The sequence below is a fragment of the Nitratireductor sp. PBL-C9 genome (genome assembly GCF_050877045.1).
Taxonomy (GTDB): domain Bacteria; phylum Pseudomonadota; class Alphaproteobacteria; order Rhizobiales; family Rhizobiaceae; genus Nitratireductor; species Nitratireductor aquimarinus.
This window is the reverse complement of record NZ_JBPAXW010000003.1, coordinates 226,204-240,342: the sequence shown is the minus strand read 5'-3', so window position 1 is coordinate 240,342 and position 14,139 is coordinate 226,204. Positions and strand designations below refer to the sequence as shown.

The 14,139-nt window shown below is 61.9% G+C and carries 13 protein-coding genes; 8 read left to right on the top strand and 5 right to left on the bottom strand.

Going from position 1 to position 14,139, the window contains the following annotated elements; translation table 11 throughout:
- Positions 1–55: 55 nt before the first annotated feature.
- Positions 56–280 carry a hypothetical protein gene (locus ACRTG1_RS08650; protein ID WP_432516093.1) on the bottom strand — a complete coding sequence of 75 codons (225 nt, stop codon included), beginning with the start codon at positions 278–280 and terminating at the stop codon, positions 56–58.
- Between ACRTG1_RS08650 and ACRTG1_RS08645 the strand changes: the two genes are divergently transcribed.
- The gene (locus tag ACRTG1_RS08645) at positions 261–1,319 is read left to right on the top strand and encodes a LacI family DNA-binding transcriptional regulator (RefSeq protein WP_224924561.1); all 1,059 of its coding nucleotides are present in this window, start codon (positions 261–263) and stop codon (positions 1,317–1,319) included. The two genes, ACRTG1_RS08650 and ACRTG1_RS08645, sit on opposite strands and share 20 nt — an antisense overlap.
- Positions 1,320–1,375: 56 nt before the next feature.
- Positions 1,376–2,731, top strand: a complete 1,356-nt coding sequence (locus ACRTG1_RS08640; protein ID WP_432516092.1) for a GH1 family beta-glucosidase — start codon at positions 1,376–1,378, stop codon at positions 2,729–2,731.
- 17 nt (positions 2,732–2,748) lie between these two features.
- Here ACRTG1_RS08640 and ACRTG1_RS08635 read toward each other — a convergent pair whose 3' ends face one another.
- Positions 2,749–3,531: an SDR family oxidoreductase gene (locus ACRTG1_RS08635; protein WP_206547775.1), complete on the bottom strand. Its 783-nt coding sequence runs from the start codon at positions 3,529–3,531 to the stop codon at positions 2,749–2,751.
- A gap of 365 nt (positions 3,532–3,896) precedes the next feature.
- Here ACRTG1_RS08635 and ACRTG1_RS08630 point away from each other — a divergent pair, with 365 nt between their 5' ends.
- The 6 genes from ACRTG1_RS08630 (at position 3,897) to ACRTG1_RS08605 (ending at position 10,062) form a co-directional block, all read left to right on the top strand.
- Positions 3,897–5,435, top strand: coding sequence for a glucan biosynthesis protein (locus ACRTG1_RS08630; RefSeq protein ID WP_236042149.1), 1,539 nt, complete (start codon positions 3,897–3,899; stop codon positions 5,433–5,435).
- The gene (locus ACRTG1_RS08625) at positions 5,419–5,574 is read left to right on the top strand and encodes a hypothetical protein (RefSeq protein ID WP_162742196.1); all 156 of its coding nucleotides are present in this window, start codon (positions 5,419–5,421) and stop codon (positions 5,572–5,574) included. The genes ACRTG1_RS08630 and ACRTG1_RS08625 overlap by 17 nt, the downstream gene beginning before the upstream one ends.
- 69 nt (positions 5,575–5,643) lie before the next feature.
- Positions 5,644–7,440, top strand: a complete 1,797-nt coding sequence (mdoH, locus tag ACRTG1_RS08620) for a glucans biosynthesis glucosyltransferase MdoH (RefSeq protein WP_283799882.1) — start codon at positions 5,644–5,646, stop codon at positions 7,438–7,440.
- 9 nt (positions 7,441–7,449) lie between these two features.
- Positions 7,450–8,628, top strand: a complete 1,179-nt coding sequence (locus ACRTG1_RS08615) for an OpgC family protein (RefSeq protein ID WP_206547773.1) — start codon at positions 7,450–7,452, stop codon at positions 8,626–8,628.
- 116 nt (positions 8,629–8,744) lie between these two features.
- Positions 8,745–9,290, top strand: coding sequence for a hypothetical protein (locus ACRTG1_RS08610; protein ID WP_113152844.1), 546 nt, complete (start codon positions 8,745–8,747; stop codon positions 9,288–9,290).
- 91 nt (positions 9,291–9,381) lie between these two features.
- A complete protein-coding gene (locus ACRTG1_RS08605; protein ID WP_432516091.1) occupies positions 9,382–10,062 on the top strand; it encodes an SH3 domain-containing protein in 681 nt (226 codons plus the stop codon).
- 67 nt (positions 10,063–10,129) lie between these two features.
- On the opposite strand, the gene ACRTG1_RS08600 is transcribed toward ACRTG1_RS08605, so the two are convergent.
- The 3 genes from ACRTG1_RS08600 to ACRTG1_RS08590 all read right to left on the bottom strand — a co-directional run bounded on the left by ACRTG1_RS08600 (position 10,130) and on the right by ACRTG1_RS08590 (position 14,125).
- Complete coding sequence (locus ACRTG1_RS08600) at positions 10,130–12,127, bottom strand: alpha/beta fold hydrolase (protein ID WP_432516090.1); 1,998 nt, start codon at positions 12,125–12,127, stop codon at positions 10,130–10,132.
- Between the two features lie 393 nt (positions 12,128–12,520).
- Positions 12,521–13,117, bottom strand: a complete 597-nt coding sequence (locus ACRTG1_RS08595) for a dihydroxyacetone kinase subunit L (protein WP_206544127.1) — start codon at positions 13,115–13,117, stop codon at positions 12,521–12,523.
- Positions 13,118–13,129: 12 nt separating this feature from the next.
- A complete protein-coding gene (locus ACRTG1_RS08590) occupies positions 13,130–14,125 on the bottom strand; it encodes a dihydroxyacetone kinase subunit DhaK (protein WP_432516089.1) in 996 nt (331 codons plus the stop codon).
- Positions 14,126–14,139 lie beyond the last annotated feature (14 nt).

Here is a 14,139-nt window from a genome sequence, read left to right as displayed (position 1 = left end):
CGCTCCTCCTCAGGTCTTTGCGGGTCCGGCGCATTGCTAACGTTTTAAACGAAATTCAAAGCGCTTTGGATGATGTCAGCATCAATCCGGGAAGCCTTTGAGTCAAGAGCGCCTTGCTGTCAGCGCGAAGATTCATGAAGAAAATTGGTTTCATCGCCGTATTGATATGAAAACGACCAATTGTCCGCCTGAAGGGCTTGATCTCCCCAAAACGCTGTGACACCAATTTTTTTAAAGCGCTTTGAAGGAAAGGAACCGCCTTGGCTACCCGCAAAGCCATGAACCTGAAGATGCTGTCCGAGGCGCTTGGCCTGTCGCAGACCACCGTTTCGCGCGCGCTCAACGGCTTTCCGGAAGTGGCGGAGAAAACGCGCGCCCGCGTGGTCGAGGCGGCGGAGCGGCTGAACTATCGCCCGAGCCCCAGCGCGGCAAGTCTGGCGACCGGCAAGTCACGCATGATCGGGCATGTGGTGAGCCTTTCCGAACACATCATGATCAATCCGCATTTCGCCGATTTCATCGCCGGGGCGGGCGAAATCTATGCGCAGAGCGGCTACGACATTCTCCTTCGGCTCGCGCCGCTGGAAGAGCAGGAGCGCATCTATCTGAACCTTGCCGAAGACCAGCGTGTGGATGGCGTGGTGGTTCATGGGCCGCTGACCGGCGACAGCCGCATCGGCATTCTGAATGCATTGGGAATGCCTTTCGTGGTTCATGGGCGCTGCGATGAGGAGGGGGCGGATTATTGCTGGATGGACGTCAACAACCGGCGGGCTTTTCATCGTGCGGCGAAGTTTCTGCTGGATCTGGGACATGAGCGCATCGCGCTGATCAACGGTCTTGAGACGATGAACTTTGCCGAGCGGCGCAGGCAGGGCTATGAGGCCGCGCTGGCAGAGGCCGGTGTCGCGCTCGACGAACGCCTGCTTCACAGCGCCGATATGGTCGAGCCCTATGGCTATCAGGCAACGCGGGCGCTGATGGAACTGGATGAGCCGCCGACGGCCATTTTGGTGGCGAGTGTTCTGCCGGCCATGGGCGTAACGCGCGCGCTGGTCGATCTTGGCCTGCGGGCTGGCGAAGACGTTTCCGTGATCGCCTTTGATGACTGCCTGTCCTTTCTTCAGTCGGGCTACAAGGGCAGCGCGCCGGACATTCCCTATTTCACGGCGGTTCGTTCCTCCATCCGGGAGGCGGGAAAACGGGTGGCGCAGTTACTTCTTGAGCGCATTGAGACCCCGGACGGGCCGCCTCTGAGCGAGCTCTGGGAGGCCGACTTCGTGATCGGCCAGACGACCGCGCCGCCACGCCGCCGCTAAAGGGCGGAAACGGCATTTTCAGAAAGAACGGGTCCAGAAAGAACGGGGAGAGGCTGATGCCCGCCAACGGAATGGAAGCCATGGAGCTTGAATTCTCACGCGACGATTTCCCCGGGGATTTCGTCTTTGGCACGGCCACTTCGAGCTATCAGATCGAGGGCAGCCGGTTTGGCGGTTGCGGAACCTCGCACTGGGACACGTTTGCGGCAACGCCCGGCAACACGGTGCGCGGCGAGGATGGGGCCACGGCCTGCGACCACTATCACCGCTGGGAAAGCGATCTCGATCTGGTGCGTGACGCCGGGTTCGACTGCTATCGCTTTTCGATCTCCTGGTCGCGTGTGCTACCGGATGGAAGGGGAGACGCCAATCCAGAGGGGCTCGATTTCTACGACCGCCTTGTCGATGGCATGCTGGAGCGCGGGCTGAAACCCTTCGCCACGCTCTATCACTGGGATCTGCCGGCGCCGCTTGCCGATCTGGGCGGCTGGCGCAACCGCGATATTGCCGGCTGGTTCGCCGATTATACGGAACTGGTGATGAAGCGCATTGGAGACCGGGTGGCGACGGCGGCGACCATCAACGAGCCCTGGTGCGTGGCCTGGCTCAGCCATTTCATGGGGGCACATGCGCCGGGGCTGCGCGACATTCGCGCCGCCGCCCGCGCCATGCACCACGTGCTTCTGGCGCATGGGCGGGCGACGCAGGCGATGCGCGCGCTCGGCATGGACAATCTTGGGCTGGTCACCAATTTCGAATACGCCGCTCCCGCCGATGACAGCGAGGCGGCGCGGAAGGCCGCCCGTCTTTACGACGGCATTTACAATCGCTGGTTCCTTGGCGGCGTGTTTGACGAGGCCTATCCCGAGGATGTTTTGGAAGGGCTCGGGCCTCACATGCCGCAGGGTTTTGAGAAGGATTTTGGCGTGATCGGCACGCCGGTCGACTGGTTGGGCATCAATTATTACACGCGCAAGCTGATCGCCCCGGACGGTTCAGGCCGGTTTCCGGCGCTGATAGAGGTCGAGGGGCCGCTGCCCAAAACGTTCATGGACTGGGAGATCTATCCCGACGGCCTGCACCATTTCATCACATGGGCGCATGAGAACTACACGAAGGGTCTGCCGATTTATGTGACGGAAAACGGCATGGCCGCGCCGGACCGGCTGTCGGCCGGGCGGGTCGATGATCCCGCGCGCATCGATTTTCTGAACCGGCATCTCGCAGCTGTGCGGCGCGCCATGGATGAGGGCGCGCCGGTGAAGGGCTATATCGTCTGGTCGCTTCTGGACAATTACGAATGGGCGCTCGGCTATGAAAAGCGTTTCGGGCTTGTCCATGTGGACTTTGAAACGCTTCAGCGCACGCCCAAGGCATCATGGTATGCTCTTGGGCGTGCGCTGAAGCGCTAGGTCCTGACTCGAGGCGATCAGACTGAACGGGTCGCGCCGCCGTCGATGCGGACCTTGGTGCCCGTGACATAGGACGCGCGTTCGGAAGCGAGGAAAACGGCCATGTTGGCGAATTCTTCGGGATCACCGTAACGCCCCATGGGAATCGTGTCGGCGGCAGCAGCCGAAACCTCTTCCACCGGCTTGCCGGAGCGGTTCGCGGCGGCGGTGTCCAGTTCGACCACGCGCTGCGTGTGAATGCGGCCTGGCATGAGAACATTCACCGTCACGCCGTCGCGCGCAATTTCGGTGGCGAGCGTCTTGGACCAGCCGACAATGGCCGAGCGGATGCCGTTCGAAAGCGCCAGCATCGGAATCGGCTGTTCCACACCCGAAGAGGTGACGGTGAGAATACGGCCCCATTTGCGCTCGCGCATTGGTGGCAGAAGACGCCCGGTCAGGTGGAAGACATTGGCCGCCATGGTCTCGAAATTGGAGATCCAGTCGCTGCGACCGGCATCGACAGCCGATGACGGGGGCGGGCCACCGGTGTTGTTCACAAGAATATCGACGCCGCCCTCGGCCAGAAGCCTGTCGGCGAGCTCATCGATGGCGGCAAGGTCTGAAATGTCGAGCGCGCAGGCTTCCACCGTGCCTGCGCCATCAGGCAGTTTGCCGGCCCAGGCCTCGATCTTGTCCTTGCTGCGCGCGGCGGCGATCACGGTTGCGCCTTCACGCGCCAGCCCTTCCGCGATGGCCGCGCCGAGGCCGCGACTTGCGCCGAGCACCAGCGCGCGCTTGTTGTTAAGTCCTAGATCCATTGACAAATTCCCCGGATTTCTGCGCCGCGGTTCGCCCTGACATGCCTGGGGTGCAGCGGCTTTTGGTGGGTTCTCTCACCCTGGGTGAGGTGGGGGATTGGGCACGATTCAGATGAGGATTGCAAGTCGGTATGGGACGCTGTAAAGCGATCCGCCGCTTGGCGCTGTCCCTTCAAATTTTGGTAACGCGCAGTCTTGGAATGTTATGTGCCCTGCCGAAACTAAACCGCAATTGATGCGTTGAAAGCGCGTGGTTTGTGCCGCGGCTTCACCCTGAGACTTTCTGCATACGAGTTCCATATATGGACCGACGATCCTTTCTTGTTTCCTGCCTGTCAGCCTCGCTGTTGGGCGCCTCCAGCTTGATGACAATCGCAACCTCTGCGCGCGCCGAAGACGTTGCCGCGCAAGGCGGCGGGGTGAAGAGCGGGGCGCAGCCCTTCTCCTTCGATGCGCTGACGGAGGCCATGAAGAACAAGGCTTCCCAACCTTTTGCAAAGGCCGATTTCGAACTGCCGCAGCAGATCGCCGAACTGACCTATGATCAGCACCGTGCGATTCGGTTCCGCCCCGATCACGCATTGTGGCAGGGCGAGGCCCCATTTGAGCTTCAGGCCTTCCATATGGGCTGGCTCTTCAAGGAGCCGGTGCGCCTTTACGCCGTCGAGGGTGAGACGGCTGAACCGATCCTCTTCACCGGCCGCGATTTCGAGTATCGCAAACCGCTCGACCCGACCGCTTTTGAAGATCTGGTGATGGAAGGCGAGGCGGGTTTCCGTCTGCACTACCCGCTCAATGCACCGGATGTGATGGACGAACTCGTCTCCTTCCTTGGCGCGAGCTATTTCCGCGCGCTCGGCCGCGACACGCTTTATGGCCTGTCGGCGCGTGGCCTCGCCATTGATACGGCGACCGCCAATGGCGAAGAGTTCCCGCGTTTCACCGATTTCTACATCGAGAAGCCGAATCGCCGCAGCAAGGAAGTGACCGTCTACGCGGCGATGGACAGCGAGAGTGTGACCGGCGCATACCGCTTCGTCATTTCGCCCGGCCGCAATACGGTGATGAATGTGACGGCGCGTCTTTTTGCGCGCAGGGATATCGGTCGTCTGGGCGTTGCGCCGATGACCTCCATGTTCCTGTTCGCCGAGAACAATGACAGCGCGTTCGACGATTATCGCGGTCAGGTGCATGACAGCGACGGGTTGAAGATCGTGCGTCAGGATGGCGATGAGCTCTGGCGCAATCTGAACAACCCGTCCGAGCTGGCGACATCCTTTTTCACCGAGGACAGCCCGCAGGCATTCGGCCTGTTCCAGCGCGACCGCGATTTCGCGAACTTCCAGGACGCCGGTGCGCACTATGAGGAGCGGCCTTCGCTTCTGGTCGAGCCGCTGGAATCGTGGGGACGCGGCAATGTCACACTGGTCGAGATCCCGACGGATCTCGAGGTGAACGACAACATTGTCGCTTTCTGGGTTCCCGAAAAGGCGGTGAAGGCCGGCGATGAGCTGGAATTCAACTACCGCCTGACCTGGGGCGCGATCGAAGAGCCGACCAACCGTTTTGCGCGCGTCATGGCGCTGCGCGGCGGCGAGGGCGGTGTCTCCGGCGTGAAGAACGAGGAAGGGCTGCGCAAGTTCGTTGTCGACTTTGACGGTGAGGTTTTGCGGAACCTTCCGGGTGACTCGAACATTGAAGCCGTTGTGAATGTCAGCCGTGGCGAGATCGCCCATTCCACCGTCTCCCGCATCGGGAGCAACGGTATGTGGCGGCTGGTGATTGACCTGAAGCCAAACGGCTCCGGGCCAGTGGAGATGAATGGTCATCTCAAGCTGGATGACAAACGGCTTTCGGAAATTTGGAGCTATCAGTGGAGAGAGACAGATGACGCACGTTCTTGAGACGGATAGCAGGCACGTGACGCTCGCACGCCATGCACTGCCGGCAGCCCCCATGGCCATGCCCGATCAGGTGCTGGAGCGCCGCCGCGCCCGTCCGGCGCTTTTCTCGATGCTTCTGAAACGCTTCGCCTGGAAGTGACCCGACATGCCGCGCATCCGCGCGGCATCGGTCCGGCCCTGCAATGATGCCGGCAATTATGAGTGAGTGATGGTCAGCGTAAGACGCGTTTTATCGATCCTGTTCTGCCTGCTTATGGCTGGCCTCGTCTCCTCGCTTGCCGTCGGCTATTTTTCCGCTGACGGCATCCAGTGGATCGACGCGGTCAGGATCGTGCTTCTGGCGGCCAGCACTGGCTGGCTCGCATGGGGCGCTGCCTATGCGTTCAACGGTCTTCTGAGCCTGCCGCTGAAGCGTGAGGACAAGACCTTTGAACTTGTGCCGACCAGCGCCCGCACGGCGGTTCTGGTCCCGGTCTACAATGAAGATCCGGTCAAGACCTTCTCGCATGTGGCGGCGATGATCGGCAGCCTGCATGCACTGGGCGTGGCGGGCCGTTTTGACTTCGCCATCCTGTCGGATACGCGCGACCCCGAAGTGGCGGAAAAGGAAGAGCGCTGGTTCCAGCGGCTGCAACTCGAATGCGGCGCGCATACCGACATCTTCTATCGCCGGCGTGAGCAGAACACCGGCAAGAAGGCCGGCAATGTCGCCGATTTCATCCGCACATCCGGCGCGCTCTACGAGTACATGATCGTGCTCGATGCCGACAGCCTGATGGAAGGCGTGACCATGGCCGAGATGGTGCGGCGCATGGATGACGATCCACGGCTTGGCCTGCTGCAGACCCTGCCGAAGATCGTGCACGCACGCTCCTTCTTCGGTCGCGCCATGCAGTTTTCGACCGGCTATTATTCCCCGATCTACACGCGCGGCCTGGCCGCGTTGCAGGGCACGGCCGGTCCTTTCTGGGGCCACAATGCGATTGTGCGCACCCGCGCCTTTGCCCAGAGCTGCGGTCTGCCGGAGCTTTCGGGCCGTCCGCCCTTTGGCGGGCATATTCTGAGCCACGATTATGTCGAGGCCGCGCTTTTGACCCGCAATGGCTGGACCGTGCGTGTCGATCCCGATCTGACGGGCTCCTACGAGGAAGGGCCGGACAATGTGGTGGACTTCGCCAAGCGCGACCGCCGCTGGTGCCAGGGTAATCTCCAGCATGGCCGCGTGATGGTGGCCCCGGGCCTGAAGCCGTGGAGCCGGTTCGTCTTCGTGCAGAACATCATGGCCTATGTGGCGTCGCCGCTCTGGGCGCTGTTCATCATCGCCTCCATTGCAGCCCCCACGCTGAAGGGCGTGCCGGACTATTTCCCGGAGCCCGGCCTCTCCGCGGTCTTTCCGCGCGTGGAGCAGGGGCTGGCGCTGACGCTTCTGGTCGGTGTGTTCGGCCTTCTGATCGGGCCCAAGCTTCTGATCGTGGCGCGCGGGGCGATCAGCGGTGTGAACGAGACTTTTGGCGGCACCGGCCGCGCGCTCCTGAACACTTTGACCGAAATCCTTTCGACGAGCCTGCTCGCACCGATCATGCTCATGTATCAGTGCCGCGCCGTGCTTGAGGTTTTCTTCGGCATGGATGGTGGCTGGCCGGCAACGGACCGCGAGGCAGGGTCCGTCAGCCTTTCGGAAGCCTGGTCTGCGAGCTGGTGGATCAGCGCGACGGGTCTGGTGACGCTGGGCCTTGCTTTCCAGTTTGCGCCTGAATATGTCGGCTGGCTGCTTCTTGTGGCAGGGCCACAGGTGTTTGCGCCGATCCTCATTCATGTGAGTTCGCGAAGCGCGCTGGGCACGGCCGAGGCGGGGCTGTTTGAAACCGCCGATGACCGCAACCCGTCTCCCGTCGTGCTGCGGCAGGAGGCCATTCTCGCGCATTGGCGCGGCGCCGAGGCGTCGGCGCCGGCATTCCGGCCGGTCCCTGAGCCGGCATTTGAAGCCGCCGACGCGGAGCGGTAAGGCCCAGCCATGAACGCACCCTTCGTTCCCGCAAGCGTTGGCCGAGACCAGCGCCTTGACGTGTTTCGCGGTCTCGCGCTGATCACGATCTTCATCAACCATGTGCCGGGCAATCTTTATGAGAACCTGACGTCGCGCAATTTCGGCTTTTCCGATGCGGCCGAGGCGTTCGTTCTCATGTCCGGGATTGCGGTTGGTCTTGCCTATTCGCGCGGTTTCCGCAGCGGTCCGTTCTTTGAGGCCTGCATGAAAGTGTGGCGGCGGGCCGGTGTGCTCTACGTCACGCACATCGTGACCTCGGTCATCGCCATCGGCATTGTGGCGGCCGGCGCGCTATATCTCGGCGTGTATGAGATGCTGACCCGTATCAATTTCGGCCCGCTGCTCGCAAAGCCGCTGGAGACCATGGTCGGGCTGCCGCTTCTCGGGCACCAGCTTGGCTATTTCAACATTCTGCCGCTCTATGCCGTGCTGCTGGTGATCTCGCCGCTCTACATCATGATTGGCCTGCGCAGTCCGCTGGCGCTGATTGGTGTTGCGGTGGGCGTGTGGCTGTTGGCGGGAACCTTCCGGCTCAACCTGCCCAACTACCCCAATCCCGGCGGCTGGTTCTTCAACCCTGTCGCCTGGCAGCTGATCTATGCCGTGGGCATTGCCGGCGGGCTCTCCATGATGGAAGGGCGCAAGCTGGTGCCTTACCGCGCATGGCTGTTCTGGCTCTGCACGGCCTTCCTCGTATTCTCCTGCATCTGGGTGTCGCTCAGGGCAGGGGCGCTGCCGGGCCGCAAGATGCTGCCTTTCTTCATTGCCGGTTTCGACAAGACCTTCCTGTCGCTCCCGCGTCTTCTGCATGCGCTGGCGCTGGCCTATGTGCTGACCAATGTCGCCTGGGTTTTGCGCATCTTCCAGTGGCCGGTCTTCCGCCCCGTTGAGCTGATGGGCAAGAACGGGCTTGCCGTTTTCGCCACCGGTTCGGTTCTGGCAATCGTGCTTCAGGTGCTGAAGCTGCGCTATGAGCCCGATTTTGCGTCGGACGCTGCCCTGCTGGGCATTGGCATCGCCATCCAGTATGGCGTGGCGTGGTTCCTGTCGCAGCAGAAAGAAGCAAAGAAGGGCAGGAAGCGGGCCGCTGAAAACAGGTTCATGCCGGGCTCGCAGGAAAAGGAACGCCTCCGCGAAAGCGTGTGAACCCAGGTATTCCCGCAGCAAGAAGCGGTGTTCCGTACCACTAATTACGCGGTCGCAGACGTTTTGCCGGCATTTTATACTCTCGGCAGGCGAGGGAAATTTGCGAGGGTATTTCCATGATGAAGCGACTTTTTGCATGCCTGTTCGTTGTCGGGCTCGCGGGGTGCCAGTCCGACACCCAGACATCACAACCCATGACGACCATGCCGCCTGCGGGCGGCGGGGCCGGTGTTTCCGATCTCGTTGGCGCACGGGGCGCTGGCGGTGAAACGCAGCTCATGGCGCGCGGTTACACGCTTTCCAGAACGCAGGGACTGACCGCCTATTGGTGGAACGCGGCCAGCGGAAACTGTGTACGGGTGGTGACCAGCGATGGACGCTATCAGAGCGTCGATCCGGTTGGTCCGGCCGAATGCGGGCAGGCTTCGATGGCTGCGTCTGCACCGGCTGGCGGGCCGCCGGCAGACATTGCAGATCTGGTCGGCGCGCGGGGCGCTGGCGGTGAGACCCAGCTCATGGCGCGTGGCTACACGCTGGCCAGAACCCAGGGACTGACGGCCTATTGGTGGAAGGCGTCCACGGGCACATGCGCCCGGGTTGTCACGGCCGATGGCCGCTATCAGACGGTGGCGGCGGCCAGCGCCGCCGATTGCAGGGCCTGAAGCGACAGGGTTCGGTTGAGCAGCGGGGACCTGGCCGGTACCCTGAGGATCGGGTGACACGGTTTCTGTGCGCCGATAAAGGAGATCTGCAATGCGCATTCTGGGTTTTGTTCTTCTGGTTGCGGCGTTTGCCTGGTCGCCGGCGTCCGCGCAGGACCTCCGTGAGGTCCGGGTGCAGTTCGAGGCGGGTCGCTCCGGCACAACGATCAATGGCCGGATCAAGGGATATGAGATTGTCGATTACGTTCTGGGCGCAAGACGCGGCCAGCGCATTGCCATTGATCTCGGCACCGACAATCTGGCGAATTACTTCAACCTGCTGCCGGCTGGCAGCGAGACGGCCATTCACACGGGATCGGTCGCCGGGAACGAATATACCGGCGTCCTGCCGGCCGATGGCGATTATCGCATCCGCGTCTACATGATGCGCAGTGCGGCCCGCCGCGATGAAGTGGCCAATTACCGGCTTTCCGTCGACATCGAAGCCGATGGTGCGGGACGCAGCGCCAATCCCGATTTTGCAGACGGTCTGAGCGGTGGTCCCGATTACTGGGCGGTGTCCGGTGTTGCGCGCAACGATCTCCTGAATGTGCGGACCGCGCCCGGCACGAAGTCCGCAGTGATCGGCCAGTTGGCCAATGGCGACCGGGTGCGCAATCTCGGCTGCCGCATGGTGGCCAAGTCCCGCTGGTGCCGCATCGGACTTGGCGGCGACCAGAGCATGACTGGCTGGGTCAATGGACGCTATCTGGTTGAAGCGGCCGGGCCTTAGCGCGGTTCATTCCCTTGTTCTGCGCATAAACGCCCTGTGAAGCGCCGGTGAATGAGATGCTGGCGCCTCACGGGTCCTGCGCTTGCGAAGCTTCTTCTACCCAGGGAGCAATGTAGAATGCCGGTCTGGCGCTTTCCGCACAGCTATTGTCGAGCTTGCGGCTCGGGTCGTTGATGAAAGCCACCCCCATATCCACCACGCAGGGCTGATAGACCACCGCGCCATGCCCGGCTTCGGGAATGATGAAGGACTGGCTGTTGCTCAGCGTCTCGGTGGCCAGCTGCGCCCAGCTTGCCGCGGTCTGCACATCCCATGTCGAGCCGATTGAGAGGGTTGGAATGTCGCTGACGACCGGGTCGTGAAACCCCTCACGCGGCTGCGGTTCGAAGAGTTCGCACACCGTGTAGAAATCCTGGGCCATCCTGTCCCAGCCTGATCGGATGATGCGCCCGTACTCAAGCCCGTCCGTTACCTCCCTGTAGCGCTCGAGGCTGTTGTAGGGCCGGTCTTCCTGGCAGGCGTAGATCCACAGGTGCGAGCTGCCGAGAATGTCCTTCTCCAGACGTGCTGTCGCGGCCCTGATGGCGTCGAAGGCCTTCTGCACCTCGCTATCCGACATTGCCGTGACCAGCGCCTGAAGTCGTTGCTGCGCCGCGCCATCGAAATACTGGCTGACAAAATTGCGCAGAAGATCCTTCGAGGGCGTTGCGTTCTGCATGGCGGCATAGTCGATCACCGCGGCCCGCAGGCGTTCCGGGTTGGTGGTAAGCGGGCCGATCGCCTTTGACATCTCTTCATCGAAGAGGGCTGCCAGAGGACCGAAGGTGCGGTCGCGCAACAATGCGTCCTTGAGTTCCTGTATGGTCAGGTCGAGCGCGCTGTCGCTTGCTTTCAGCGCTTCCGCTTCGGCCAGCACGATGTTTACGAGACGCTCTTCTGCATCTGTCAGTTTCTTTGCCGCATTGCGGGCGTCTGTGGCGCCGGGCAGGGGAAAGCTCAGCTCTTTTTCGACAAGCATGGCCACCGTCGGCATCTCTTCGCCGCGCGCCATCTCATAGATCGCTGCGGGTATATAGGCCGTGTAGCTGCCCTGTCCGTACTGCCCGTTGCGCTTGCTGAGCAGGACGGAAACGATCTGCGGCGGCATGGTCGCGCCCTGAATCCGGACCTTGCCGGCAAGAGCGTTGTCATAGGCTTCGTTGAGCTTCTGCCCGAGGTCCGGATAAGCCCGGTTGCAGGCTTCGTCTGCCTTGCATTCCGCCAGGAAGGCGAGAATAGCCTCATGCTCCGGCACCGCAAGCGTGTCATAGAGATGGATTGCGGGCGGTGCGACGCCATCGATGATGACCGAGCGCAGTCCTTCCGGTGCGCTGCGCATGACTTCCAGTGAGAGTTTCGTGCCGTATGATATGCCGTAGAGATTGTAGGTTTCATATCCGAGCGTTTTCACCACCGCACGCACGTCGAGCGCATTCTGATAGGTGTTGAAGTTCTCAAGTCCGACGCCTGCTTCCTGCAGTTCCCGCACACAGTCCGCCACCAGTTTCGACGGCCGCACCGTATCCTCCTCGGTTTCGGTGGAGGTGATTGTCTCCTTGGCAATGTCGATCACATTGATGGTGAGTGCGTCATAGCAGGTGGTGGAACGCGCCGAGAGACCGGCGGCGCGTTGATCGAAGATCACGATGTCCCGCGTGTCACGCCAGGGATCGAATATCTCCGCGAATTTCCGTAGTCCGCCAAGCACCCCCGCTCCGGGACCGCCATGCAGATGCACGACGGGATCGGGGGCGGGATAGGAGGAATTGGAGCGCAGAACCGTAAAGACCAGATCGAGCGTTCCCGCTTCGGGCTGCGCGTGATCCTCCGGAACCGTCACCGTGCCACAGACGATGGTTTTGCCTTCGATCTCCGTTCTTCCAAGGGGGCGCGGGCATGGCGCAAGCGCGACCGGATAGGCCTTCTGTGCGCCACCTTCCATGATCGTGCGGAAATGCATGTCATCTGCTTCTCCGCTGGAGAGCGCGATGATCAGGGCGATAATCTGGTCGTACGACGTCGACATGCTAGCCTCCCATTTCTGCTGGCGCGTTATGCATTGCGGCTGAATGCGTGTTGTGCGTCCACACCTTGTTCGCGGGCATGCAGATCTGGCGAACCTGCCCGAAGTGCCGGTTATTGCTCATGGGGAAGGGGCGGTTATGGGCGAACAAAAGCACCATCGCCTTGATGGTAAATCGCCATGTCCGCTTAACAAAGCACATGCGCCCCTCAATGATCTGGTCTGTGGAATGAACCAGTCAGGAGGGGCAGTATGCCTGAATGGCGAAACCCGAGCCAGCACCACTATCGGATAGGGTGTTGCGGAAGCAGGCAGTTTTGCCTGTCGCCGGGAAACCGGCGGTGATGCGCACCGCCGGCATGTAGCTAGAGCGTTCCCGCTTTTCCTGGAATTGCTTTAGCCGTGTTTCAGCCCTTCGACGATGCGCAGAAAGGCCAGTTGGCCGGGGTCGGCCAGTCCGATGCTCTTCTCGCCGAACATACGGGCGCGGCCGAGCCTGTTGGGCTGGTTGCGGAACTGTTCAACGGCGTCGCCGGCGGCGGTGATGGCCGTGTCGACCATGGTTTCCGGCGCTGCGCCTTCGAGCGCCTCTGCGATGGCGTCGAGGCTGTCGAGCACCGTCTTGTCGCCGAGATTGCCTTTGCCGCGCGCCATCATGGCGTCGCGGGCGGCGGCGACGAGGCCCGGAATGTCGTCCGGCGCAATTTCCGTCTTTCCCTTCTCCAGCTTCGCGGCAGCCATGAAACCGGTGGCCAGCAGCGTTCCATAGGAGGATGACGAGACGCGCTGGAAGGCCTTGGCGACTGCAAAAAGCGCCATGCCCACATCGTCGGGAAGCTCGGTTTCTGCGGCTTCGGCAAACCCCTTGGATACGGTAATGCCGAGATCGCCGTCACCGAGTGCGCCGTCGGCGCTGCACAGCTCCTCGCTGGCAGTCGCGGTGTGAGCGGCAATGCCGCTCAACGCTTTCGCGATGGCTGAACTGTCGATCATCGCGTCCTCTCCCTATACGCGCCAGAAGGCGCAGTCTGCCGGGGCTTTGAGCAGGGTTTCAAGCTCTTCGTCCAGCTTGATGACCGTTATGGTCGCGCCCGTCATCTCCATGGAGGTCGCGTAGCGGCCAACCAGCGGCATCACGATCTCGACACCGAGCGCATCAAGCTTTTGCTTTGCGTGGCGGTAGAGAATGTAGAGCTCTTCGGCGGGCGTTGCGCCGAGCGAGTTCACGAGAATGGAAATACGGTCGCCCTTTGCCAGAGGCTGGTCGGCCATGAGGCGCTCCAGCATCTCTTCTGCAATCTCGTCGGCGGGCTTGATCGCGTCGCGCCAGATGCCGGGCTCGCCATGGATGCCCATGCCCATTTCCATTTCCGCTTCACCGATCTCGAAGGTCGGCTTGCCTGCCTGCGGGATGGTGCAGGGCGTCAGCGCCATGCCGATGGAGCGGCAGGCATCAGCGGTTTTCCGGGCGATGCGGGTGACTTCATCCAGGTCGTCGCCGCGCTCGGCGGCAGCGCCAGCGATCTTGAAGGCATAGACCATGCCGGCCACGCCGCGCCGCTTCTCGGCCTCCTCCTTAGGGGCCGAAACCACATCGTCCGTCAAAAGCACGGTGGTGGTGCGGATGTCGTGTTCCATCTCGGCCATTTCGCCGGCCATGTCGAAATTCATGACATCGCCGCCGTAATTGCCATAGAGGCGCAGCACGCCCGCGCCGCCATCGGCCAGCCGGATCGCTTCGGCCATCTGCTCGGCGGAGGGGCTGGCAAACACGTCGCCAATGGCGCAGGCATCGAGCAGGCCGGTGCCCACATATCCGGTGAAGATCGGGAGATGGCCGGAGCCGCCGCCCGTCACGATGCCGACCTTGCCCTTCTTCGCGCCCGCTGCCCGCGCAATCACGCGGCGCACCGGCTGCGCATAGGTTTCAGGATGGGCAGCGATCATGCCTTCGAGCATTTCATCGACATAGTCTGCGGGGTTGTTCAGGATCTTTTTCATGCCTTGTCCTCCCA

Excerpts from the sequence above, each read along its gene's own strand:
- ACRTG1_RS08650 (WP_432516093.1), bottom strand. The coding sequence starts at position 280 with ATGGCTTTGCGGGTAGCCAAGGCGGTTCCTTTCCTTCAAAGCGCTTTA.
- ACRTG1_RS08640 (WP_432516092.1), top strand. The coding sequence starts at position 1,376 with ATGCCCGCCAACGGAATGGAAGCCATGGAGCTTGAATTCTCACGCGAC.
- ACRTG1_RS08635 (WP_206547775.1), bottom strand. The coding sequence starts at position 3,531 with ATGGATCTAGGACTTAACAACAAGCGCGCGCTGGTGCTCGGCGCAAGT.
- ACRTG1_RS08630 (WP_236042149.1), top strand. The coding sequence starts at position 3,897 with ATGACAATCGCAACCTCTGCGCGCGCCGAAGACGTTGCCGCGCAAGGC.
- ACRTG1_RS08625 (WP_162742196.1), top strand. The coding sequence starts at position 5,419 with ATGACGCACGTTCTTGAGACGGATAGCAGGCACGTGACGCTCGCACGC.
- mdoH (WP_283799882.1), top strand. The coding sequence starts at position 5,644 with ATGGTCAGCGTAAGACGCGTTTTATCGATCCTGTTCTGCCTGCTTATG.
- ACRTG1_RS08615 (WP_206547773.1), top strand. The coding sequence starts at position 7,450 with ATGAACGCACCCTTCGTTCCCGCAAGCGTTGGCCGAGACCAGCGCCTT.
- ACRTG1_RS08610 (WP_113152844.1), top strand. The coding sequence starts at position 8,745 with ATGATGAAGCGACTTTTTGCATGCCTGTTCGTTGTCGGGCTCGCGGGG.
- ACRTG1_RS08605 (WP_432516091.1), top strand. The coding sequence starts at position 9,382 with ATGCGCATTCTGGGTTTTGTTCTTCTGGTTGCGGCGTTTGCCTGGTCG.
- ACRTG1_RS08600 (WP_432516090.1), bottom strand. The coding sequence starts at position 12,127 with ATGTCGACGTCGTACGACCAGATTATCGCCCTGATCATCGCGCTCTCC.
- ACRTG1_RS08595 (WP_206544127.1), bottom strand. The coding sequence starts at position 13,117 with ATGATCGACAGTTCAGCCATCGCGAAAGCGTTGAGCGGCATTGCCGCT.
- ACRTG1_RS08590 (WP_432516089.1), bottom strand. The coding sequence starts at position 14,125 with ATGAAAAAGATCCTGAACAACCCCGCAGACTATGTCGATGAAATGCTC.